The 19,493-nt window shown below is 68.1% G+C and carries 18 protein-coding genes; 2 read left to right on the top strand and 16 right to left on the bottom strand.

The genetic code is table 11. The features are described from left to right. The first annotated feature begins 51 nt into the window (after positions 1–51). Positions 52–1,239, top strand: coding sequence for an HD domain-containing phosphohydrolase (locus tag ACIGKL_RS07700; RefSeq protein WP_397486075.1), 1,188 nt, complete (start codon positions 52–54; stop codon positions 1,237–1,239). Between the two features lie 411 nt (positions 1,240–1,650). On the opposite strand, the gene ACIGKL_RS07695 is transcribed toward ACIGKL_RS07700, so the two are convergent. The 15 genes from ACIGKL_RS07695 to ACIGKL_RS07625 form a co-directional block, all read right to left on the bottom strand. Next, a complete protein-coding gene (locus ACIGKL_RS07695) occupies positions 1,651–2,622 on the bottom strand; it encodes a peptide ABC transporter ATP-binding protein (protein ID WP_397486074.1) in 972 nt (323 codons plus the stop codon). Next, positions 2,619–3,599 (bottom strand): ABC transporter ATP-binding protein, encoded by a 981-nt coding sequence (locus tag ACIGKL_RS07690; protein ID WP_397486073.1) that lies wholly within the window; start codon positions 3,597–3,599, stop codon positions 2,619–2,621. The genes ACIGKL_RS07695 and ACIGKL_RS07690 overlap by 4 nt, the downstream gene beginning before the upstream one ends. A gap of 129 nt (positions 3,600–3,728) precedes the next feature. After that, positions 3,729–4,631 (bottom strand): ABC transporter permease subunit, encoded by a 903-nt coding sequence (locus ACIGKL_RS07685; protein WP_397486072.1) that lies wholly within the window; start codon positions 4,629–4,631, stop codon positions 3,729–3,731. A gap of 117 nt (positions 4,632–4,748) precedes the next feature. Continuing rightward, a complete protein-coding gene (locus tag ACIGKL_RS07680; protein ID WP_397486071.1) occupies positions 4,749–5,759 on the bottom strand; it encodes an ABC transporter permease subunit in 1,011 nt (336 codons plus the stop codon). 163 nt (positions 5,760–5,922) lie between these two features. Then, positions 5,923–7,518 carry an ABC transporter substrate-binding protein gene (locus ACIGKL_RS07675; protein WP_397486070.1) on the bottom strand — a complete coding sequence of 532 codons (1,596 nt, stop codon included), beginning with the start codon at positions 7,516–7,518 and terminating at the stop codon, positions 5,923–5,925. A 41-nt stretch (positions 7,519–7,559) separates the two neighbouring features. Further along, entirely contained in the window at positions 7,560–9,158 is a 1,599-nt protein-coding gene (locus ACIGKL_RS07670) for an ABC transporter substrate-binding protein (RefSeq protein WP_397486266.1), read from the bottom strand. Between the two features lie 224 nt (positions 9,159–9,382). Then, positions 9,383–10,093, bottom strand: coding sequence for an SIMPL domain-containing protein (locus tag ACIGKL_RS07665; RefSeq protein ID WP_397486069.1), 711 nt, complete (start codon positions 10,091–10,093; stop codon positions 9,383–9,385). 121 nt (positions 10,094–10,214) lie between these two features. Continuing rightward, positions 10,215–10,769 carry a DUF922 domain-containing protein gene (locus ACIGKL_RS07660; RefSeq protein WP_397486068.1) on the bottom strand — a complete coding sequence of 185 codons (555 nt, stop codon included), beginning with the start codon at positions 10,767–10,769 and terminating at the stop codon, positions 10,215–10,217. Continuing rightward, on the bottom strand, positions 10,766–11,350 hold the full coding sequence (locus ACIGKL_RS07655; protein ID WP_397486067.1) for an IMPACT family protein: 585 nt from the start codon (positions 11,348–11,350) through the stop codon (positions 10,766–10,768). Before ACIGKL_RS07655 ends, ACIGKL_RS07660 begins: the two co-directional genes overlap by 4 nt. After that, positions 11,350–12,012 (bottom strand): TetR/AcrR family transcriptional regulator, encoded by a 663-nt coding sequence (locus tag ACIGKL_RS07650; RefSeq protein WP_397486066.1) that lies wholly within the window; start codon positions 12,010–12,012, stop codon positions 11,350–11,352. The genes ACIGKL_RS07655 and ACIGKL_RS07650 overlap by 1 nt, the downstream gene beginning before the upstream one ends. Positions 12,013–12,164: 152 nt before the next feature. Continuing rightward, on the bottom strand, positions 12,165–13,736 hold the full coding sequence (locus ACIGKL_RS07645; RefSeq protein ID WP_397486065.1) for a sulfite reductase subunit alpha: 1,572 nt from the start codon (positions 13,734–13,736) through the stop codon (positions 12,165–12,167). 89 nt (positions 13,737–13,825) lie between these two features. After that, a complete protein-coding gene (locus ACIGKL_RS07640; RefSeq protein ID WP_397486064.1) occupies positions 13,826–14,698 on the bottom strand; it encodes a DUF4198 domain-containing protein in 873 nt (290 codons plus the stop codon). Between the two features lie 10 nt (positions 14,699–14,708). Continuing rightward, the gene (locus tag ACIGKL_RS07635) at positions 14,709–15,221 is read right to left on the bottom strand and encodes a DUF2271 domain-containing protein (RefSeq protein ID WP_397486063.1); all 513 of its coding nucleotides are present in this window, start codon (positions 15,219–15,221) and stop codon (positions 14,709–14,711) included. 10 nt (positions 15,222–15,231) lie between these two features. Next, positions 15,232–15,831, bottom strand: coding sequence for a PepSY-associated TM helix domain-containing protein (locus ACIGKL_RS07630; RefSeq protein WP_397486062.1), 600 nt, complete (start codon positions 15,829–15,831; stop codon positions 15,232–15,234). A 127-nt stretch (positions 15,832–15,958) separates the two neighbouring features. Next, complete coding sequence (locus tag ACIGKL_RS07625; protein ID WP_397486061.1) at positions 15,959–18,187, bottom strand: TonB-dependent receptor domain-containing protein; 2,229 nt, start codon at positions 18,185–18,187, stop codon at positions 15,959–15,961. Between the two features lie 228 nt (positions 18,188–18,415). On the opposite strand from ACIGKL_RS07625, the gene ACIGKL_RS07620 reads away from it, so the two are divergent. Beyond that, positions 18,416–19,159: a 5-oxoprolinase subunit PxpA gene (locus ACIGKL_RS07620; protein WP_397486060.1), complete on the top strand. Its 744-nt coding sequence runs from the start codon at positions 18,416–18,418 to the stop codon at positions 19,157–19,159. 22 nt (positions 19,160–19,181) lie between these two features. On the opposite strand, the gene ACIGKL_RS07615 is transcribed toward ACIGKL_RS07620, so the two are convergent. After that, positions 19,182–19,472 carry a DUF2218 domain-containing protein gene (locus ACIGKL_RS07615; protein ID WP_397486059.1) on the bottom strand — a complete coding sequence of 97 codons (291 nt, stop codon included), beginning with the start codon at positions 19,470–19,472 and terminating at the stop codon, positions 19,182–19,184. Positions 19,473–19,493: the final 21 nt, after the last annotated feature.

Raw genomic sequence — 19,493 nt, 5'->3', positions numbered from 1 at the left:
CATGGCTCTAGCTCGCAAGATCGTAAATACGTTCTGAAACAGGGGGATGCGATGGTCGAGATGCTCGACAGGCCCGAGCAGGAGATGATCCTGGTGGTGGACGACACCCCGGACAACCTGCAGCTGATCAGCGAACTGCTGATCGACCGTTACCGGGTCAAGGTTGCCAACAACGGCGCCAAAGCCCTGCGCATCGCCCAGGGCAGCCCGGCGCCGGATCTGATCCTGCTCGACATCATGATGCCGGAGATGGACGGCTACGAAGTCTGCCGGCGGCTCAAGGCCGACCCGCAGACCCGCGACATTCCGCTGATCTTCCTCACCGCCAAGAGCGAGGTGGCCGACGAACAGCTGGGCTTCGACCTCGGCGCCGCCGACTACATCACCAAGCCGATCAGCCCGCCCATCGTCCTCGCCCGGGTCAAGGCGCAGCTGCAGCTCAAGGCCGCCACCGACTACCTGCGCGACAAGAGCGAGTACCTGGAGCTGGAGGTCAAGCGCCGCACCCGCGACATCCAGAAGCTGCAGGACGTGACCATCGAGGCCATGGCCAGCCTGGCGCTGATGCGCGACAACCCCTGCGGCCGCCACCTGGCGCGGATCGAGCGCTATATGAGTTGCCTCGCCGCGGCCCTGGCGCGCCAGCAACCGGCGCTGTCGCGGCAGCTGGACGGGGAGCGTATCGCCCAGCTCGGCAAGTCGGCAATGCTCCATGTGATCGGCCGCCTGACCCTGCCCGACCGCGTGCTGCTCAGCCACGGCGAGCCGGACGAACGCGATCTGCGCCTGCTCCAGGACGGCGTGATCGCCGGGCGCGACGCGCTGGAACGGGCCGAACGCAAGCTGGGCAGCAGCACCAACTTCCTCTCCGACGCCAAGGACATCGTCTACGGCCAGCACGAACGCTGGGACGGCAAGGGTTACCCACAGGGCCTGCACGGCGAGCAGATCCCGCTGTCGGCGCGGCTGATGGCGCTGATCGGTCATTTCGAGGAGCTGACCTGCCAGCATCCCTACCTGCCGCGCATCAGCCCGGCGCAGGCGGTGACGCAGATCTGCGCGGCCAGCGGCACACGCTTCGACCCCATGGTGGTGCTGGCCTTCGTCGAGGCGACGCCGGAGTTTATCCGCATCGCCGAGTCCCTGGCCGACGATGCCGCCGCGGTAGGCGCCGAGCTGCAGCGGCTGGAGGATTCGCTGGCGGAAAGCATCGAGCTGACCCTGCCGCCGGCGCCTTGAACGGCGAGGAGGTTTTTTCTCGCCCGTAGGTTGGGTTGAGGAGCCGGCGACGAAGCCCAACGAAATTCGCGAGCGCTGCCCGCGGGCTGCTCGTTGGGCTTCGCTGCGCTCAGCGCCAACCTACGGCTGAGCCCATGGCTTACGCGGCGCGCTGCGCCAGCTGGTAGGTTGGGTTGAGGAGCCGGCGACGAAGCCCAACGAAATTCGCGAGCGCTGCTCGCGGGCTGCTCGTTGGGTTTCGCTGCGCTCAGCGCCAACCTAGGGTTGAGCCCATGGCTTACGCGGCGCGCTGCGCCAACCCGTAGGTTGGGTTGAGGAGCCGGCGACGAAGCCCAACGAAATTCGCGAGCGCTGCCCGCGGGCTGCTCGTTGGGTTTCGCTGCGCTTAGCGCCAACCTGCGGTTGAGCCTGCTAGCCGTTGATCCGCTCCACATGATGACAGGCCACCTGCCGTGCATCGATCAGGCGCAGCTCGGGGCGTTCGCCGCGGCAACGCGCGTCGGCATGCGGGCAGCGCTGGTGGAAGGCGCAGCCGGACGGCGGGTCGAGCGGGTTGGGCAGCTCGCCGACTATCCTGATCCTGGGCTTGTGCGGATCGGGATGAATCGCCGGGGTGGCCGACAGCAGCGCCTGGGTGTAGGGGTGCAGCGGGCGATGGTAGATGGCGGCGCTGGCGCCCATTTCCACCGGGCGGCCGAGGTACATCACCAGCACCTCGTCGGCGACGTGGCGCACCACCGCGAGGTTGTGCGAGATAAACACGTAGCCGGTCTCGTACTGTTCTTGTAAGTCCATAAACAGGTTGAGCACCTGGGCCTGGATCGACACGTCCAGCGCCGAGGTCGGCTCGTCCGCCACCAGCACCTTGGGCTGCAGCATCATGGCGCGGGCCAGGGCGATGCGCTGGCGCTGGCCGCCGGAGAACATGTGCGGGTAGCGCGCATAGTGCTCGGGGCGCAGGCCCACCTGCTGCATCATCGCCTGCACCTTTTCGCGTCGTTCGGCGCGCGACAGGGCGGTGTTGATCAGCAGCGGCTCGGCCAGCTGGTCGCCGATCTTCTGCCGCGGGTTGAGCGAGGCATAGGGGTTCTGGAACACCATCTGCACGTCGCGGCGCAACTGCTTGCGCTCGGCCCTGCTGGCGCCGGCCACTTCGCGGCCGGCGATCTGCAGGCTGCCCGAACTGGGCTCCTCGATCAGGGTCAGGGCGCGGGCCAGGGTGGACTTGCCGCAGCCGGACTCGCCGACCACTGCCAGGGTCTTGCCGGCCTCGAGGCTGAAGGACACGCCGTTGAGCGCCTGCACCGTTGCCGCCGGCTTGAACAGGCCGCGCGAGACGCTGTAGTGACGGGTCAGTTCTTGGGCTTGGAGTACGCTGCTCATCGGGCCACCTCCAGGGGAAAGAAGCAGCGCGCGGCGCCACGCTCGTGTGCGTCCAGCGCCGGCCGCTCCTCAAAGCAGCGCTGCTGCACGTAGGGGCAGCGTGGCGACAGCAGGCAGCCGTGCGGACGGTCGTAGTGGCCGGGCACGATGCCGGGCAGGGTGGCCAGGCGGCGGGCGCCGGCGCCGTGTTCGGCCAGGCTCCTCTCGGGAAGCGCCTTGAGCAGCGCCTCGGTATAGGGGTGTATCGGTGCGTCGAACAGGGTCGGCACGCGGCCCAGCTCCACCGCCTGGCCGGCGTACATCACGCAGACGCGCTGGGCGGTTTCGGCGACCACCGCCAGGTCGTGGGTGATCAGCACCAGGGCCATGCCCTGGTCGCGCTGCAGGTTCAGCAGCAGTTCCATGATCTGCGCCTGGATGGTCACGTCCAGCGCCGTGGTCGGCTCGTCGGCGATCAGCAGCTTGGGTTCGGCGGCAATCGCCATGGCGATCGCCACGCGCTGGCTCATGCCGCCGGAGAGCTGGTGCGGGTAGGCATCCAGGCGGCTGGCGGCGGCGGGGATCTCCACCCGTTCGAGCAGCTCGAGGGCACGGGCGCGCGCCGCCTTGCCTTTCAGGCCCATATGCTGGCGCAGCACTTCCTCGATCTGGAAACCCACGCTGTAGCTGGGGTTGAGCGCGGTCATCGGGTCCTGGAAGACCATGGCCAGGTCCTTGCCGACTATGTGCCGGCGCTGGCGGCCCTTCAGGCGCAGCATGTCGGTGCCGTCGAACTGCAGGCAGTCGGCATGGACGATGCCAGGCGCGTCGATCAGGCCCATCAGCGCCATCATGGTCACCGACTTGCCGGAGCCGGACTCGCCGACGATGGCCAGCACCTCGCCCTTGTCCACCGAGAGGTCGAGTCCGTCGACGACCGGCACGGCATCGGCGGCGCCGAAGCGCACCGAGAGGTTGCGGATATCCAGCAGGCTCATGAGCGGGCCTCCGCATGGGCTTGGTGCGCACGGCGCACCCTTCGAGGTGCAGGGTACGCTGTGCGCACCGAGACCGGCTTGAATGCTCCGGATTGCATCCGGGCTATGCGGTTACTCATTCCGGGTTCCTTACTGCGCATTCTTGAGTTTCGGGTCGAGGGCGTCGCGCAGGCCGTCGCCCATCAGGTTGATCGCCAGCACGCTGAGCAGGATGGCCAGGCCGGGCAGGGTCACCACCCACCAGGCGCGCTCGATATAGTCGCGCGCCGAGGCCAGCATGGTGCCCCACTCGGGCGTCGGCGGTTGCACGCCGAGGCCGAGAAAGCCCAGGGCGGCGGCGTCGAGAATCGCCGAGGAAAAGCTCAGCGTCGCCTGCACGATCAGCGGCGCCATGCAGTTGGGCAGCACGGTGACGAACATCAGCCGCGGCAGGCCGGCGCCGGCCAGCTGCGCGGCGGTGACGTAGTCGCGACCCAGCTCGCCCATCACCGCGGCGCGGGTCAGGCGCACGTAGCTGGGCAGGGAGACGATGGCGATGGCGAAGATGGTGTTGATCAGCCCCGGGCCGAGGATGGCGACGATGGCCACCGCCAGCAGCAGCGAGGGCAACGCCAGCATGATGTCCATCAGGCGCATGATGCCGGGGCCGAGCAGGCGCGGGAAAAAGCCGGCGGCCAGGCCCAGCAGGATGCCGGGGATCAGCGACAGCAGCACCGAGGCCAGGCCGATCAGCAGCGACAGGCGTGCGCCGTGGATCAGGCGCGACAGTAGGTCGCGGCCCAGCTCGTCGGTGCCGAGCAGGAACTGCCACTGGCCGCCGTCCAGCCACACCGGCGGGGTGAGCAGGAAGTCGCGATACTGCTCGCTGGGATGGTGCGGCGCGACCCAGGGCGCGAACAGCGCGCAGAACACCATCAGCAGCATGAAGCCGAGGCCACAGACGGCACCCTTGTTATGGCTGAAGGCTTGCCAGAATTCTTTCAGCGGCGAGGGGTAGAGCAGGCTCTGGTCGAGGCTGGTAGCTGCAGTCATGGGCATACCCCCTGGGTAGGGTGCGCTGTGCGCACCGATGGTTGGTCGCCGCTATTGGGGCGCACGGCCTGGGCGGCCCCGCGCCCCCCTAGGGTCTGTCGATTCATCACGCCTTCCTCACTTCTGATGGCGAATACGTGGATTGGCCAGGCCATAGAGGATGTCCACGGTGAAGTTGACCAGGATCACCAGGCAGGCGATCAGCAGGATGCCGTTCTGCACCACCGGGTAGTCGCGCGCGCCGATGGCCTCGATCAGCCATTTGCCGATGCCCGGCCAGGAGAAGATGGTCTCGGTCAGCACCGCGCCGGCCAGCAGGCTACCGACCTGCAGGCCGAACACCGTCAGCACCGGGATCAGCGCGTTGCGCAGGCCGTGCACGAAGACCACCCGCGCCGGCGACAGGCCCTTGGCCCGCGCGGTACGGATATAGTCCTCGCGCAGCACTTCGAGCATGGCCGAGCGGGTCATCCGTGCGATCACCGCCAGCGGGATGGTGCCGAGCACCACGGCCGGCAGGATCAGGTGGCGCAGGGCGTCGACGAAGGCGCCTTCTTCGTCGCTGAGCAGGGTGTCGATCAGCATAAAGCCGGTGACAGGCTCGATGTCGTAGAGCAGATCGATACGCCCGGACACCGGCGTCCAGCCCAGGCCCACCGAGAAAAACATGATCAGCAGCAGGCCCCACCAGAAGATCGGCATTGAGTAGCCGGTCAGCGAGATACCCATCACCCCGTGGTCGAACAGCGAGCCGCGCTTGAGCGCGGCGATCACCCCGGCGATCACCCCCAGGCTGCCGGCGAACAGCAAGGCCGCCAGGGCCAGTTCGACGGTGGCGGGGAACAGGGTGAGGAACTCGTGCCACACGCTTTCACGCGAGCGCAGCGACTCGCCCAGATCGCCGCTGGCGAGCTGGCCGATGTAGTCGAAATACTGCGCATACAGCGGCTTGTTCAGCCCCAGGCGCTCCATGGCCTGGGCGTGCATTTCCGGGTCGACGCGGCGTTCGCCCATCATCACTTCCACCGGGTCGCCAGGGATCAGGCGGATTAGGGCGAAGGTCAGCAGGGTGACGCCGAAGAAGGTGGGGATCAACAGCCCCAGGCGTCTGGCGATAAAGGACAGCATCAGGCGGTTCTACTCCGTGGCAGGATGCGGGTGCCGGACTGCATGGTCCGGCGCTGTTGTGGTAATGGCGCGGTCGCGGGGTGGCATGAGGCGTGTGGGAGGGGCTTTAGCCGCGAGCCTGTCGCCGCTAAAGCGCCTCCCACATGAGCCGGGCTACGACTATTCATGGCAGCTTCACCCTGGCGAAATTGTTCGAGCCCATGGGGCTGAGCACAAAGCCTTTCACCCCCTTATGCAGGGCGACGAACTGCTTGGGGTGGGCCAGGGCGACCCACGGCGCCTGCTCGTGGAAGATCGCCAGGGCCTGGCGATACAGCGCCGCGCGCTTGTCCTGCTCGGGCTCGCGGCGCGCCTGGGCGAGCAGTGCGTCGAAGGCCGGGTCGCACCAACCGGCCTGGTTCTCGCCGCTCTGGGCGGCGGCGCAGGACAGGTTGGGGGTGAGGAAGTTGTCCGGGTCGCCGTTGTCGCCGGCCCAGCCCATAAATACCAGGTCGTGCTCGCCGTTCTTGGCCCGCTTGATCAGCTCGCCCCACTCGAATACGCGGATGTCGCTGCGGATGCCGATGGCGGCGAGATCGGCCTGCAGCATCTGCGCGCCGATACCGGGGTTGGGGTTGGTCGGGCCGCCACCGGGACGGGTCCAGATCGACAAGGCCAGGCCATCGCCGTGACCGGCCTCGGCCAGCAGCTGGCGGGCGCGCTCGGGATCGTGGGGCCAGTCCGCGAGTTGCGGGTCATGGCCCCAGAGCGTCGCCGGGTAGGGCGCCACGGCGGGCGTGGCGTTGCCTTCGCCATATTGCGCGCGAATGTAGGCGGCCTTGTCGAACGCCAGGTTCAGCGCCTGGCGCACGCGCACGTCGTCCAGTGGCGTATGGCGGGTGTTGATGCCGATATAGGCGGTCAGCAGCGAGTCCAGCTCCAGCACCTGCAGCGTCGGCTCGGCCTTGAGCGCCGGGATGTCCACCGGCCGCGGGTAGAGGGCGATCTGGCAGTCGCCGGCCTTGAGCCGTTGCTGGCGCACGTTGGGTTCGGGGGTGATGGCCAGCACCAGGCGCTCGATCGTTGGCGCGCCGTTCCAGTAATCGGGGTTGCCGCGAAAGCGCACCTGGGCGTCCTTGGCGTAGCGCTCGAAGACGAAGGGACCGGTGCCGATGGGCGCGTTGTTGAGACGTTCGGGCTTGCCGCTGGCGAGCAGGTGCTCGGCGTATTCGGCCGAGTAGATCGAGGCGAAGCCCATGGCCAGGTTGGCCAGGAAGGGCGCCTCGGGATGCCAGAGGACGAAACGCACGCGGTGCTCGTCGAGTTTTTCCACACGTTCGATCAGCTGCGCCAGGCCCATGGCCTCGGCATAGGGAAAACCGCGCAGCGACAGCTTGTGCCAGGGATGCGCCGGGTCGAGCTGGCGCTGAAAGCTCCACAGTACGTCGTCGGCGTTGAACGCGCGGCTCGGGGTGAAATCCTGGTTGGCGTGGAACTTCACCCCGCGGCGCAGATGAAAGGTGTAGCTCAGGCCGTCGTCGCTGATGTCCCAGCTTTCTGCCAGCGCCGGCACCATCTCGGTGCTGCCGGGGGCGAAGGCCACCAGGCGTTCGAACAGGGTCTCCGCGCTGGCATCGGCGGTAGTCGCCGCGGTGTACTGGACGATATCGAAACCTTCCGGGCTGGCTTCGCTGCACACCACCAGATTGGCGGCGTGCGCCTGCACGGCAAGCAGCGCGACCAGCAGCAGGCCGCCACGGAGAAAGGGCGTGGGTGACATGAAAACTCCTCGAAGCGGCGCCCTTGCGGGCGCCGCGTGCATCACTTGTCGATGCTTACACCATAGAAGGAGTTGAGTGCGAAGGGGCTGATGCGGAAGTCCCGCACCTCCTTGCGCATCGGCTGGTACACGGTGGAGTGGGCCAGCGGGGTGATCGGCACCTCGCGCTTGAGGATCACCTGCGCCTGCCGGTACAGCTCGGTGCGTTCGGCCTGGTCGGTGGTGCGCTTGGCCGCCTTGACCAGCTTGTCGTAGTCCTCGAAGCACCACTTGGAGAAGTTGTTGCCGTCGACCGCGTCGCAGCCGTAGAGGGTGCCGAGCCAGTTGTCCGGGTCGCCGTTGTCGCCGCTCCAGCCGATCAGCATGGCGTCGTGCTCGCCGGCCTTGGCGCGCTTGAGGTACTCGCCCCATTCGTAGCTGACGATGCGCGCCTGGATGCCGATCTTGGCCCAGTCGGCCTGCAGCATCTCGGCGATCTGCTTGGCGTTGGGGTTGTACGGGCGCTGCACCGGCATGGCCCACAGGGTGATCTCGGTGCCTTCCTTGACCCCGGCGGCCTCGAGCAACTGCTTGGCTTTTTCCGGGTCGAAGGCCGGGTCCTGGATGGTCTCGTTATAGGACCACTGGGTCGGCGGCATGCCGTTGACTGCCAGCTGCCCGGCGTTCTGGTACACCGCGTCGAGGATGGCCTGCTTGTTCACCGCCATGTCCAGCGCCTGGCGCACCTCCAGCTTGTCGAACGGCGGGTGGGTGACGTTGTAGGCGATATAGCCGACGTTGAAGCCGGCCTGCTCGGGCATCTGCAGCTTGGCGTCCTGCTGCAGCGAGGCGATGTCGGCCGGGCGCGGGAACAGGGTGACGTGGCATTCGCCGGCCTTGAGCTTCTGCATGCGCACCGAAGCGTCGGTGTTGATGGCGAAGATCAGGTTGTCGATCTTCACGTCCTCGGGCTTCCAGTAGTCCGGGTTGCCCTTGTAGCGGATCACCGCGTCCTTCTGGTAGCGGCTGAACACGAAGGGGCCGGTGCCGATGGGCTTCTGGTTGATGTCGGCGGCCTTGCCGGCCTTGAGCAGCTGCTCGGCGTACTCGGCGGACTGGATCGAGGCGAAGCTCATCGCCAGGTTCTGCACGAAGGCGGCGTCCACCTGGTTGAGGGTGAAGCGCACGGTCATGTCATCGAGCTTCTCCAGCTTGGCGATGTTGGCGTCCATGCCCATGTCGGTGAAGTAGGGGAACTCGGTGGGGTAGGCCTTGCGGAAGGGGTGATCCTTGTCGAGCATGCGGCCGAAGGTGAACAGCACGTCGTCGGCGTTGAATGCGCGGCTGGGCGTGAAGTACTCGGTGGTGTGGAATTTCACCCCGGGGCGCAGCTTGAAGCTGTAGACCAGGCCGTCCTCGGACACCTCCCAGCTCTCGGCCAGGCCGGGCTCGACCTGGGTGCCGCCGCGCTCGAACTGGGTCAGGCGGTTGAACATGGTTTCCGCCGCGGCGTCGAAATCGGTGCCGGTGGTGTACAGGCCCGGGTCGAAACCGGCGGGGCTGCCTTCGGAGCAGAACACCAGGTTGGCGGCGCTGGCGAGGGGGGCGCTGGCGATCAGCCCAGCGGTAAGCAAAGCCTGGATAACGGCGTTCTTGCGCATCATGACCTCATCGTTGTTGTGGTTGTGATCCTTGAGGAGCCTCTTGTGGAGGCCACCGCCGAAACTATGCAGAGCCTGTGCCCGAGGCAAGCGGTGCGGCGCATTTGCAGTGGTTAGCGCTACAGCGATGTAAGTTGCTGTCGCATTTATAGAAGAACGTCGGCGAAAAATGGCAAAACGCCGCTATCTCTCGATAGCGGCGTTGTCGCTGAAAAGGTGCCGGGTCAGGGCATCTGCACTTCGATGACGCCGTCGGCGCTGACCGTGACCTGGCTGGTGCCGGCCTCGATCTCCGGGGTGGGCGCCGCTTCCATCATCGCCATGCCCTTGGCCGCATAGTGGCGCGGCATCGGCGGCTGGAAACCGCCGGTGTTGAGGTTGAGGCTGACCAGCTTGTAGCCCTTGCCGCCGAGCGCCTCGGTGGCCAGCTGGGCGCGGGCCTTGAAGGCATTCACCGCGTCCTTGAGCATGGCGTCCTCGCGGGTCTTGCGGGTGTCGCTGGCGATGCTGAAGTCCATGCCGGCCATCTTCATCTGTTGCAGCAACTCGCCGGTCAGTGCCGACAGGCGGGCGAAGTCGGCGCTTTCCAGGCGCACCTCGGCGCGCTCGCGCCAGGCGCTGATCTTCTGGCCTTTCTCGTCATACACCGGGTAGCTGTGGCGGCTGCCCAGTTTGACCGAGACGCCGCGCACCTGGCGCACCTGCTCCAGCGTCTGGTTGAGGGTGGTGGTGATCTCGGCGGCCAGCTTGGCCGGGTCGGCGTGCTGCGCCTCGGTGTAGAGGGTGACGTGCATCAGGTCGTGGGCCACTTCCTGGTTGACCTCGGCGCGCAGGGCGATCTGGTTGTAGCGCGCCTCGTCGGCCAGCAGGCCGGTGCTGGCCAGGCTGGCGACGGTGAGGGCGAGGGCGGTGGCGATACGGGTCATGGTGCGCATGGGCGGTTCCTTGTCGATGGCCGATGGGCCGTTACGCGAGGGTAGACGAAGCAGAGTGACTGTCCGGGTTAACGGCGGTTCAACTTTTTTCTTGACCGCGTCGGCACCGGGGCCTGCCGGCTCAATCGTCCAGCCAGGCGCCCTGGGTTTCGCCGTGGCCGGTGTCGCGGTCGTAGCGGCGTTCGCGCTCGATATGGCGTTGCAGGGTGGCGCGGGCGCGGGCATTGGCCTGCTGTTCCAGGGTCCTGCAGTCGGCCTGCTCCGGCAGCGCCAGCAGCGCCGCGTCGATGGCCTGCGCCGCCGCCTGGCCGATGCGGTAGTGGCCCAGCTCGTGTTCCTCGAGCGCCGCCAGGTAGCGGGCGAAGCGCTGTTGCTGCTGGGCGTCGCCGCCGTGCAGGCGCGGCAGGGTGATGCTGGCCTGCAGCTGGGTGCTGCTGCGTTCGATACGGCAGCGGCCATCGCGCGCCTCCCGCCACCAGAAGCGCCAGTCCACCTGCCAGCGGGTGAAGCCGTGGTAGGTCTGGCCGCCCAGGCGGATCGGCGAGGCGCTGCTCAGCGCCTGGCGCAGGCTGGCGTGCGCTTCGAGGCGGGCGTGGTAGTGGCGGTAGTCGAGCTGCTCGCGCACCTCGGCGTGCAGCGGCGCGGCCAGCAGCAGCGGCAGCAGGGCGCGTTTCATAAGGGGCGCAGCTGTTCGCGGCCGCGGCTGAGGTCAGCCAGCAGACGGTTCAGCGCGTCCAGCCGGGCGGCGGGCACGGCCAGCTGGAGGCGGGCGCCGTTGGCGTCGAAGGCCTCGTGCTCCAGCAGGGCGTCGAACTCGCCCAGGCGCGCCTTGAACGGCGCCAGTTCGGCGAACTGCAGGTGGCAGTGGCAGGCCTGGCGCGGCACCAGCTCGCGGCGCTCACCCGCCTGCAGGCACTTGGCCGCGCTGCCGCCGTAGGCACGCGCCAGGCCGCCGGTGCCGAGCTGGATGCCGCCGTACCAGCGGATCACCAGCACCGCCACCCGGTCGCACGCCTGGCCTTCGATGGCGGCGAGAATCGGCCGGCCGGCGCTGCCGCCGGGTTCGCCGTCGTCGTTGAAGCGGTACTGCGCACCGACCTTCCAGGCCCAGCAGTTATGCGAGGCGGCGGGGTCGCTGTGGGCGGCGATAAAGGCCTGCGCCTCGGCCGCGCTGGCGACTGGCGCGGCGAGGGCGAGAAAGCGGCTCTTGCGGATCTCCTCGCGGTACTCGCAGGGGGCGTCGAGGGTGAAGGCCATCAGGGCTTGGCGGGCGGCGTCAGGCCGCAGCCCTTGAGGATGATCTGGATCAGGTTGCCGGTGGCGGCTTCGAAGTCCTGCTTGGTCAGGCGCGAGCGGCCAGTGACGCGGCAGATCTGCGAGGCGAAGTCGGCGTAGTGCTGGGTGCTGCTCCACAGCAGGAAGATCAGGTGCACCGGGTCGACCGGGTCCATCTTGCCGGCGGCGATCCAGGCCTCGAACACCGCGGCGCGGCCGCGGAACCAGTCCAGGTAGTTCTGGTTGAAGTACTGCGACAGGCAGTCGCCGCCGCTGATCACTTCCATGGCGAAGATCCGCGAGGCCTTCGGCTGGCGGCGGGAGAATTCCATCTTGGCGCGGATATAGCGCGCCAGCGCCTCGGCCGGGTCGTCGTCGACGGTGAGGGTGTTGAAGGTGCTGTCCCAGAGTTCGAGGATGTTGCTCAGCACCGCCAGGTACAGGCCCAGCTTGTTGTTGAAGTAGTAGTGCAGGTTGGCCTTGGGCAGGCCGACGTTCTGCGCGATGGTGTTCATGCTGGTGCCCTTGAAGCCGTGGCGGGCGAACTCTTCTTCGGCGGCTTGGATGATGGCTTCTTCGTTCTTCTGGCGGATGCGCCCGGCGGGCTTGCCGCTGGCGCTATGGGCGGGGACTTCGAAGGTCATGGGCGATTCCGAACTGATCTGGGAGCACAGCGAGTGCACAGATACCCCAGCGTTGCCCGGGTGACAAGCGCAAGTCGCGGAAAAATGGCGGGAAATGCCGTGAACCCGGGGTTTGCACCAAGGCTGTGCGTGATTTGCCCGGATCGGGCCTCTCAATACAGATCGCGCCGATAGCGCCCTGCCTCGCGCAGGGCCTGCACCTGCTGCGCACCGAGCAGGCCGTGCAGCAGGGCGTCGATCTCCTCGCCCATGCCCTCGAGGCTGCCGCAGACCAGCAGGCTGGCGCCACGCTCGATCCAGGCGCGCAGCTGGTCGCCGGCGTCGCGCAGCAGGTGCTGGACGTAGACCGGCTGCGCCTGGTCGCGGGAGAAGGCCAGGTCGAGGCGGGCCAGATGGCCGCTGCGCTGCCAGGCGCGCAGTTCGTCGGCGAAGAACAGGTCGCAGGCCGCGTTGCGCTCGCCGAACAGCAGCCAGTGGCCGTGCTGGCCCAGTTGCTGGCGTTCGCGCAGGTGGGCGCGCAGGCCGGCCAGGCCGGTGCCGTTGCCAATCAGGATCAGCGGGCCGCTGTCGATCGGCAGGCGGAACGCCGGGTTGCTACGGATACGCAGCTCGACGCTGGCGCCCAGCGGCGCATGCCGGCACAGCCAGCCAGAGCCCAGGCCGAGGTTGCCGGCGGCGTCCTGTTGCTGGCGCACCAGCAGCTCCAGGGTGCCGTCGCTCGGCAGCGAGGCGATCGAGTAGTCGCGCCGCGGCAGACGCGGCAGCTTTTGCAGCAGGGCTTCGGCGTCCAGCCCGCGCAGCGCGCTGCAAGCCTCCGGCAATTGCCGGCGCGCCAGCTGCCAGGCCAGCGTCTGGCCGTCCTGCACTGTCTGTTGGCCGTCCAGTTCGATCCTCTGCAGCAGCGCCTCGATCCGTTCGGCCGGCTGGCAGGGGCCAATTTCGGCGATATCGCCGGCCTGCCAGACGGGGGCATCGCCAGGAGGCAACAGGCGCAGGCGGAAGGCCGGACGACCCCGGCTGCCGGGGTTGAGGCAGTGCCGTGCGAGCAGCGGCCAGGCCTGGTAGGCCGGCGCCTGCCAGTCGGCGAAGTCGTGCTTGCCGGCCAGCAGGCCGAGCTGCTGCTGCCACTGGCGCAGCACCGCCGGGTCGCCGCGGTCGGCCTCCAGGCGATCGAACAACGGGCGGCCGCCGAGCTGCTGCAGGCGGCTGTCCAGGCGGCGGGCGAAGCCGCAGAAGTGGCGGTAGTCGCTGTCGCCCAGGGCCAGCAGGGCGTAGTCCAGCCGGCTCAGGTCGAGGGCGGTGCGCGCCAGCTGGCGCTGGAAACGGGCGGCGTTGTCCGGCGCCTCGCCTTCGCCGTAGCTGCTGGCCACCAGCAACAGGCGCTCGAGCCCGGCCAACCCCTGTGGCGTCAGCGCATCGAGCGCCGCGGCCCGGGCCGGCAGGCCGGCCTCGCGCAACTGCGCGGCGCTACGCTCGGCAAGCGCCTGCGCCTGGCCGCTCTGGCTGGCGTAGGCGACCAGCCATTGCGCGCCGTTGCCATCAATAGGAGGCACGCTGGGGGAGAGGGCTCGCCAGTTCAGCGCACAGATGCCCAGCCAGGCGAGCAGGGCCAGGCCGGCGCTGATCTGCCGTGGCGGCTGCAGCCACAGCAGCAGGGCGGCCAGGCCCAGGCAGGCGAGGGCGGGCCAGTAGCGCTGGTAGAGGAGGGCGGATGGCGGCGTCATGGTCTTGGCAAATCACCCCTGGCCCAGATGCAATCCGGGCCGGTCGTGGCGTTCATGCCCGGATGGCATCCGGGCTACAGGTGCAGCGCTCAGGGCGCCAGCACTTCCAGGGTGGCGCTGTAGCTGGCGCGGCGGCGGCTGGCCGGGGCCTCGGCCCGGTCGCTTTCCAGCTCGGCCTCCAGCCAGTACATGCCGGCCTCGGGCCAGGTGATGCGGACGCGGCCCTGGGCGTCGCTCTTCAGCTGAATCTCGCCGAGCTGGTCGCGGTAGCGGTTGCCACCGGGGATCAGGCTGACCGCCACATCGGCTGCCGGCTGGCCGTCGAGCAGCAGGACGAACTCGGCCGCTTCGCCGGCGAACAGGTCGTTGGGGTGGGTCACCGGCTGCAGTTCCAGGCCCTGGCCGGTGGTGGCGAGCACGGTCTGGCTGGGCTGGCCGGAGGTGATAAAGACCTCCATACGGCTGGAGCTCTGGGTGATCTTCAGTTCTTCGGCGTTTGCCGGCACTTCCTTGGCCAGGGCCTCGGCGCTGCCCATCCAGCGGCGCGGCTGGCCGTTCTCCTTATAGGAGGCGAACAGGCCCTGGCTGGCGATGCTCAGCTTGTAGGTGCCCTTCTGCGCCAGCGGCAGGTCGAAGCTGCTGCGGTAGCGGCCGATATGACCGTTGTGCGGTTGCAGCAGGCTGCCGTCCGGCGCCTGGATCTGCAGCTGCGCCGGCGGCCGCGGACGCATGCCAGGCGGGCCGCCGGCGGGGGCCTGCTCCAGCGCGCCGACCCCGGCGATGCGCAGCGGGAAGTGCTCGAAATAGAACAGGTCGTTGGACACCGCGGCGTCCACGGTGATCCAGGGCGCCTCGCCGGACAGCACGGTGGCCGAGGGCAGCATCCAGGCGCGGTGGGCCTGGGCACAGAAGGGCAGGCACAGGGCCAGGGCCAGCGCGGCCCACTTGCAGGTGGTGTTCATGGCGATTTCCTTAGGGCGTGAGTTCGAGATTGACGGCGCCCAGCTCGTGCTGGCCCTGGACGCTGGCGGTGCTGCCCTGCTGCGGCGGCCAGCTGAAGGGCAGGCGCAGCAGTTCGCGGCCGCCCACCTCGCGGGCCGCTTCCACCACCAGTTGGTAGTCGCCGGCGGCCAGGTGCTGCAGCTGCGTGCTGTCGCCGGCGAAGCTCAGGCGATGCTTGCCCACGGCGCGGGTGGCGCCGCTGATGCCGTCCACCGGCAGGTCCAGGTTGCGCCCGCTGCGTCGCCACCACTGGCGCAGGTCCTTGAGCCACTTTTCGCCTTCGGCGTCCGCCAGCTTGAGGTCGTACCACACCGCCAGGTCGGCGACGTGGCGGTTGCCGGCGCCTTCCAGCCAGAGGGCGACGTAGGGCCGGTGGTACTCGGCGACCTGCAGGCGCGGAATCTCCAGCTCGACGGTCATTTCTGCCGCCAGCAGCGGCGCGCTGCACAGGCCGGCGAGGGCGAACAACAAGGGTTTGGACATGGCCACCTCGTCAATGGATGAAAAGAAGGGCGAGCAATAGCGGCAGCAGCAGGCCCAGGCCGGTCAGCGGCCAGGTCGATGGCCGGCTACCGGCGTGGCGCTGCAGCAGGAGCAGGCCGCTGAGGCTGAACGCCACGCAGGCCACCGCGAACAGGTCGATGAACCAGCTCCAGGCCGTGCCGGTGTGGCGGCCCTTGTGCAGGTCGTTGAAGTAGGCGATCCAGCCGCGCTCGCTGGACTCGTATTCCAGCGCGCCGGTACTCAGATCGAGGCTCAGCCAAGCGTCGCCGCCGGGGCGCGGCAGGCCGAGGTACAGCTCGTCGTCCGCCCATTCGGCGGCGCGGCCGTCCAGGCGCAGCTGCAGCTCGCCCTCCAGCCAGCGGCGCAGCGATGGCGGCAGGCCCTGGCTGGGCCGCTGCTGGTGCAACTCGGCCAGCAGCGTCGGCGGCAGTTGCAAGTGGCGAGTGCTGACCTGGGCGCGGCTCTCGATCTGCCCGGCATGATTGAGGGTGATGCCGGTGACGGCGAACAGCAGCAGGCCGGCCAGGCACAGGGCCGAACTGATCCAGTGCCATTGGCGCAGGGTGCCGAGCCAGGGGAGTCGGGGCATACGTGGCGTGCTCGGAAGGATTCGCGGCGGGATTCTAGGGGAGGTTTTTTTACTTTCGCGTCGCATTTACCAACGCTATGCATTTTCGATAACCCCGGCCGTGCGGCCGGGGTTTTTACGTGCCGGGTCAGAACTCGACCACCGCCGACAGCCACAGGCGACGGCCTTCTTCGACGGTGCCAGTGGTGGATTGGGCGATCTGCGTGTAGTAGGAGGCCCAGCCGCTGGCACCGGTGTTGGTGGTGTAGCTCTCGCCGTCGAGGAAGTCCTTGTCGAACAGGTTGTAGAGGGTGGCGTTGAGGGTGAGGTTCTGCGAGGCCTTGAACGAGCCGCCGAGGTGGAATACCTCGTAGGCCTTGAGGTCGCCGACCTGGTCCTGCAGCGCCTGGTTGGCGGCCGTCAGGTTGGCGTAGCGCTGGTTGAAGCGCGCCCGCTCGCCGCGGTACTCGCCCTTGAACCACAGGCTCAGGCGTTCGCTGGCGTTCCAGTTGAGGCTGGCGTTGAGCATGTGTTGCGGCGTGTTGGTCAGCGGCGCGCCCTTGTCGGCGCCGCTGCTCTGCTCGCTGTCGGTGTAGGTGTAGTTGCCGGCCAGGGTCCAGCCCGGGGCGAACTGCCAGCGGCTGGCCAGCTCCACGCCCTGGGTCTTGGCTTCGCCGATATTGACGCTCTGCGCGAAGCTTTCCTGCAGGAAACTGCTGCCCAGGCTGATGCAGCCCGGCTGGTTCGGTGCGCCGGGGAAGTTGCAGTTGGCGATCGGTGCGCCGTCGTCGATCTTGTCCTTGAACTTGGTATGGAACAGCGTGGCATTGGCGCTGAAGCCGGCCAGGTTGTCGTAGTAGGCGCCGAACTCGGTGTTGGTGGTGGTTTCCGGGTCGAGGTCCGGGCTGCCGATGGTGATGGTGCGGCCTTGGGCGGTGACGCCGTTGATGCCGTCGTGCAGCTGGTTGAGGCTCGGCGTCTTGTAGCCCTGGCTCACGCCGCCCTTGAGGGTCCAGTTGTCGTTGGTGTTCCACACCAGGTAGGCGCGCGGGCTGAAGTGGCCGCCGAAGGCCTCGTGATCCTCGTAGCGACCGCCCAGGGTCAGGGCCAGGTCGTGGCGCAGGCGCCACTCGTCCTCGACGAACAGCGCCCAGGAGGTCTGTTGGAAGTCTTCGTCGGCGATGCCGTCCTCGACCTTGGCGTCCCAGTACTGGCCGCCGAGGGTGAAGATATGCGACTCGCCCACTGGCGCCACCAGCTTGCTGTCGAACACCAGGTCGGTGGACTTCAACAGGCGGTCGTCGCCGCCGACTATGGACGGGTAGCCGCTGTAGGGCACGCCGACGCTGCCGGGAATGGTACGCCCCAGGGTCTCGGTGGTGTTGTGGGTCAGGCTGCTGTCGAGGGTGCCGATAGCGAGGCGAGCGGTGTGCGACAGGGCGAACTGGTCGCGCTGGAAACGCAGCTCGTCCCGGTAGCCGTTGGCGACGGTCGGCGCGTCGACTGCGCAGCCGCCGATGGCGTTGCCGCCGCTCTTGCCGTCCAGGGTGCCGAGCTGGCAATCGTCATTGTCGTAGGCCTGGCGGCCACGCTCGAAGTCCAGGGCGAAATCGTGGTTGTCCTGCGGGGTGAAGGTCAGGCGCCCGCCGAGGTTGTAGTTGCGGCCTTCCACCGGCGCGGCGCCACGCTTGCTGACGGTGCTGTCGTCGTCGAACTCGAGGTCGGATTCGCCGCGGTCGTAGAGGCTGCCGCGCAGCTGCAGGCCGAGCAGGTTTTCCAGCAGCGGGCCGCTGGCATAGAAGCTGGTGTTGCTGGTGTCGCCGAAGTCGCGGTTCTCCTGGAAGGTGTGATCCAGGGTCAGGCTGCCGCCCCACTCCTTGCCCACCTTGCGGGTGATGATGTTGATCACCCCGCCCATGGCGTCGGAGCCGTACAGGGTCGACATCGGCCCGCGGATCACCTCGATGCGCTCGATGGCCGACAGCGGCGGCATAAAGCTGGTGGCGGTCTCGTTGAAGCCGTTGGGGGTGACGTTGCCGGCGGCGTTCTGCCGGCGGCCGTCGATGAGGATCAGGGTGTAGTCGCTGGGCAGGCCGCGGATGCTGATGTTCAGCCCGCCGGTCTTGCCGGTGCCCTGGCCGATATCGACGCCTTCGACGTCCTCCAGGGCCTCGGCCAGGTTGCTGTAGCGCTTCTGCTGCAGCTGCTCGCGGCCGATCACGCTGATGCTGGCCGGCGCGTCGGTGATCTTCTGCTCGAAGCCGGCGGCGGTGACCACCACGTCGCCGAGGGCGACCGGCTCGCTGGCCTGGGCGCCGAGGCTGGTGACGAGGGCAATGGCGCTGGCCAAGGCGCTGCGGGAACTGAGGGCGGACATCGATCTACTCCTGGCACTAGGCGGATAAGGTCGGAACGGGAGAAAACGGCCGGGATGATAGTGATTTGCATATGAGGTTCAATTGTGAATGCTGCCCGCTGTCAGGCTGGCCGGCTGGAAGTGCCGTAGCGACTGGGCTGCAGCCAGGTGTAAATTTTGTAAATGCGACTGTTTCTCGATTGAGCCGCCGCCCTTTGCGAATCGCCCGGCGCGCCTTAAGCTGCCGGCATGAACCGCATCCTTCTCAATTGCGACATGGGCGGGGGCTTCGGCGCCTGGCGCATGGGCGACGACGCGCTGGCCATGCCGCTGATCGACCAGGCTAACCTGGCCTGCGGCTTCCACGCCGGCGACCCGTTGATCATGGCGCGCAGCGTGGCCCTGGCGGTCGAGCACGGCGTGCGCATCGGCGCCCATCCGTCCTACCCCGACCTGCAGGGCTTCGGCCGGCGGCATATCCACTGCTCGCCGGAGGAGGTCCGCGCCCTGGTGCTGTACCAGGTCGGCGCGCTGGACGCCTTCTGCCGTGCCGCCGGCGGCCAGCTGGCCTACGTCAAGCCGCACGGCGCGCTGTACAACGACCTGGTGCGCGACGATGCCCTGCTCGAAGCGGTGCTCGACGCCTGCCACTGCTACCGCAAGGGCCTGCCGCTGATGGTGCTGGCCCTGGCCGACAACCAGCGCGAGCTGTGCCTGGCCGACGAGGCCGACGTGCCGCTGATGTTCGAGGCCTTCGCCGACCGCGCCTACCTGGCCGACGGCCAGCTGGCGCCGCGCCGGCTCAGCGGCGCGGTGCACCGAGACCCCGAACGCATCCTCGCCCAGGCCCTGGCCATCGCCCGCGGCCAGGCCTTCCCCGATATCGACGGCAAGCCGCTGCAACTGCGCGCCGACAGCCTCTGCGTGCACGGCGACAACCCCGAGTCGCTGGCCGTGCTGCGCCGCTTGCGGGCGCAGCTGGACGCGCTGTGATCCACCCTGGCCGATAGCCGCGTCAGTTCGGCTGCCAGTCCAGGGTCAGCTCTTCCTTCCAGGCGAAGCGCTCGAAATGGCTGGCCACCACCTCCTGCAGACGCTGCAGGTCTTCGCCGTTGGCGGCTTCCACCTGCAGGCGCAGGCCCTGCGCCTCGGCCTGCAGCAGGGCCAGGCCGAAGGCAAATTCGATGCGCCCCTGCTGCTCGTCGAAACTGACCGGGATCTTGTGCGCGAAGTGCTTGCACAACCGGGCGATATAGCGGGCCGGGCTGTCGGTGGCGACGAAGGCGTTGCTGCTCGATGTACTCATGGATGCTCCTTGTAGGGCGCC

The organism is Pseudomonas sp. NPDC077186, from assembly GCF_044543505.1.
In the GTDB taxonomy this organism is placed as follows: domain Bacteria; phylum Pseudomonadota; class Gammaproteobacteria; order Pseudomonadales; family Pseudomonadaceae; genus Aquipseudomonas.
The sequence above is the reverse complement of the archived record's forward strand: the minus strand, read 5'-3'. Positions and strand labels throughout refer to the sequence as shown.

Bases quoted from the DNA above. Each gene is read 5' to 3' on its own strand.
- ACIGKL_RS07700 (WP_397486075.1), top strand. From the start codon at position 52: ATGGTCGAGATGCTCGACAGGCCCGAGCAGGAGATGATCCTGGTGGTG.
- ACIGKL_RS07695 (WP_397486074.1), bottom strand. From the start codon at position 2,622: ATGAGCAGCGTACTCCAAGCCCAAGAACTGACCCGTCACTACAGCGTC.
- ACIGKL_RS07690 (WP_397486073.1), bottom strand. From the start codon at position 3,599: ATGAGCCTGCTGGATATCCGCAACCTCTCGGTGCGCTTCGGCGCCGCC.
- ACIGKL_RS07685 (WP_397486072.1), bottom strand. From the start codon at position 4,631: ATGACTGCAGCTACCAGCCTCGACCAGAGCCTGCTCTACCCCTCGCCG.
- ACIGKL_RS07680 (WP_397486071.1), bottom strand. From the start codon at position 5,759: ATGCTGTCCTTTATCGCCAGACGCCTGGGGCTGTTGATCCCCACCTTC.
- ACIGKL_RS07675 (WP_397486070.1), bottom strand. From the start codon at position 7,518: ATGTCACCCACGCCCTTTCTCCGTGGCGGCCTGCTGCTGGTCGCGCTG.
- ACIGKL_RS07670 (WP_397486266.1), bottom strand. From the start codon at position 9,158: ATGCGCAAGAACGCCGTTATCCAGGCTTTGCTTACCGCTGGGCTGATC.
- ACIGKL_RS07665 (WP_397486069.1), bottom strand. From the start codon at position 10,093: ATGCGCACCATGACCCGTATCGCCACCGCCCTCGCCCTCACCGTCGCC.
- ACIGKL_RS07660 (WP_397486068.1), bottom strand. From the start codon at position 10,769: ATGAAACGCGCCCTGCTGCCGCTGCTGCTGGCCGCGCCGCTGCACGCC.
- ACIGKL_RS07655 (WP_397486067.1), bottom strand. From the start codon at position 11,350: ATGGCCTTCACCCTCGACGCCCCCTGCGAGTACCGCGAGGAGATCCGC.
- ACIGKL_RS07650 (WP_397486066.1), bottom strand. From the start codon at position 12,012: ATGACCTTCGAAGTCCCCGCCCATAGCGCCAGCGGCAAGCCCGCCGGG.
- ACIGKL_RS07645 (WP_397486065.1), bottom strand. From the start codon at position 13,736: ATGACGCCGCCATCCGCCCTCCTCTACCAGCGCTACTGGCCCGCCCTC.
- ACIGKL_RS07640 (WP_397486064.1), bottom strand. From the start codon at position 14,698: ATGAACACCACCTGCAAGTGGGCCGCGCTGGCCCTGGCCCTGTGCCTG.
- ACIGKL_RS07635 (WP_397486063.1), bottom strand. From the start codon at position 15,221: ATGTCCAAACCCTTGTTGTTCGCCCTCGCCGGCCTGTGCAGCGCGCCG.
- ACIGKL_RS07630 (WP_397486062.1), bottom strand. From the start codon at position 15,831: ATGCCCCGACTCCCCTGGCTCGGCACCCTGCGCCAATGGCACTGGATC.
- ACIGKL_RS07625 (WP_397486061.1), bottom strand. From the start codon at position 18,187: ATGTCCGCCCTCAGTTCCCGCAGCGCCTTGGCCAGCGCCATTGCCCTC.
- ACIGKL_RS07620 (WP_397486060.1), top strand. From the start codon at position 18,416: ATGAACCGCATCCTTCTCAATTGCGACATGGGCGGGGGCTTCGGCGCC.
- ACIGKL_RS07615 (WP_397486059.1), bottom strand. From the start codon at position 19,472: ATGAGTACATCGAGCAGCAACGCCTTCGTCGCCACCGACAGCCCGGCC.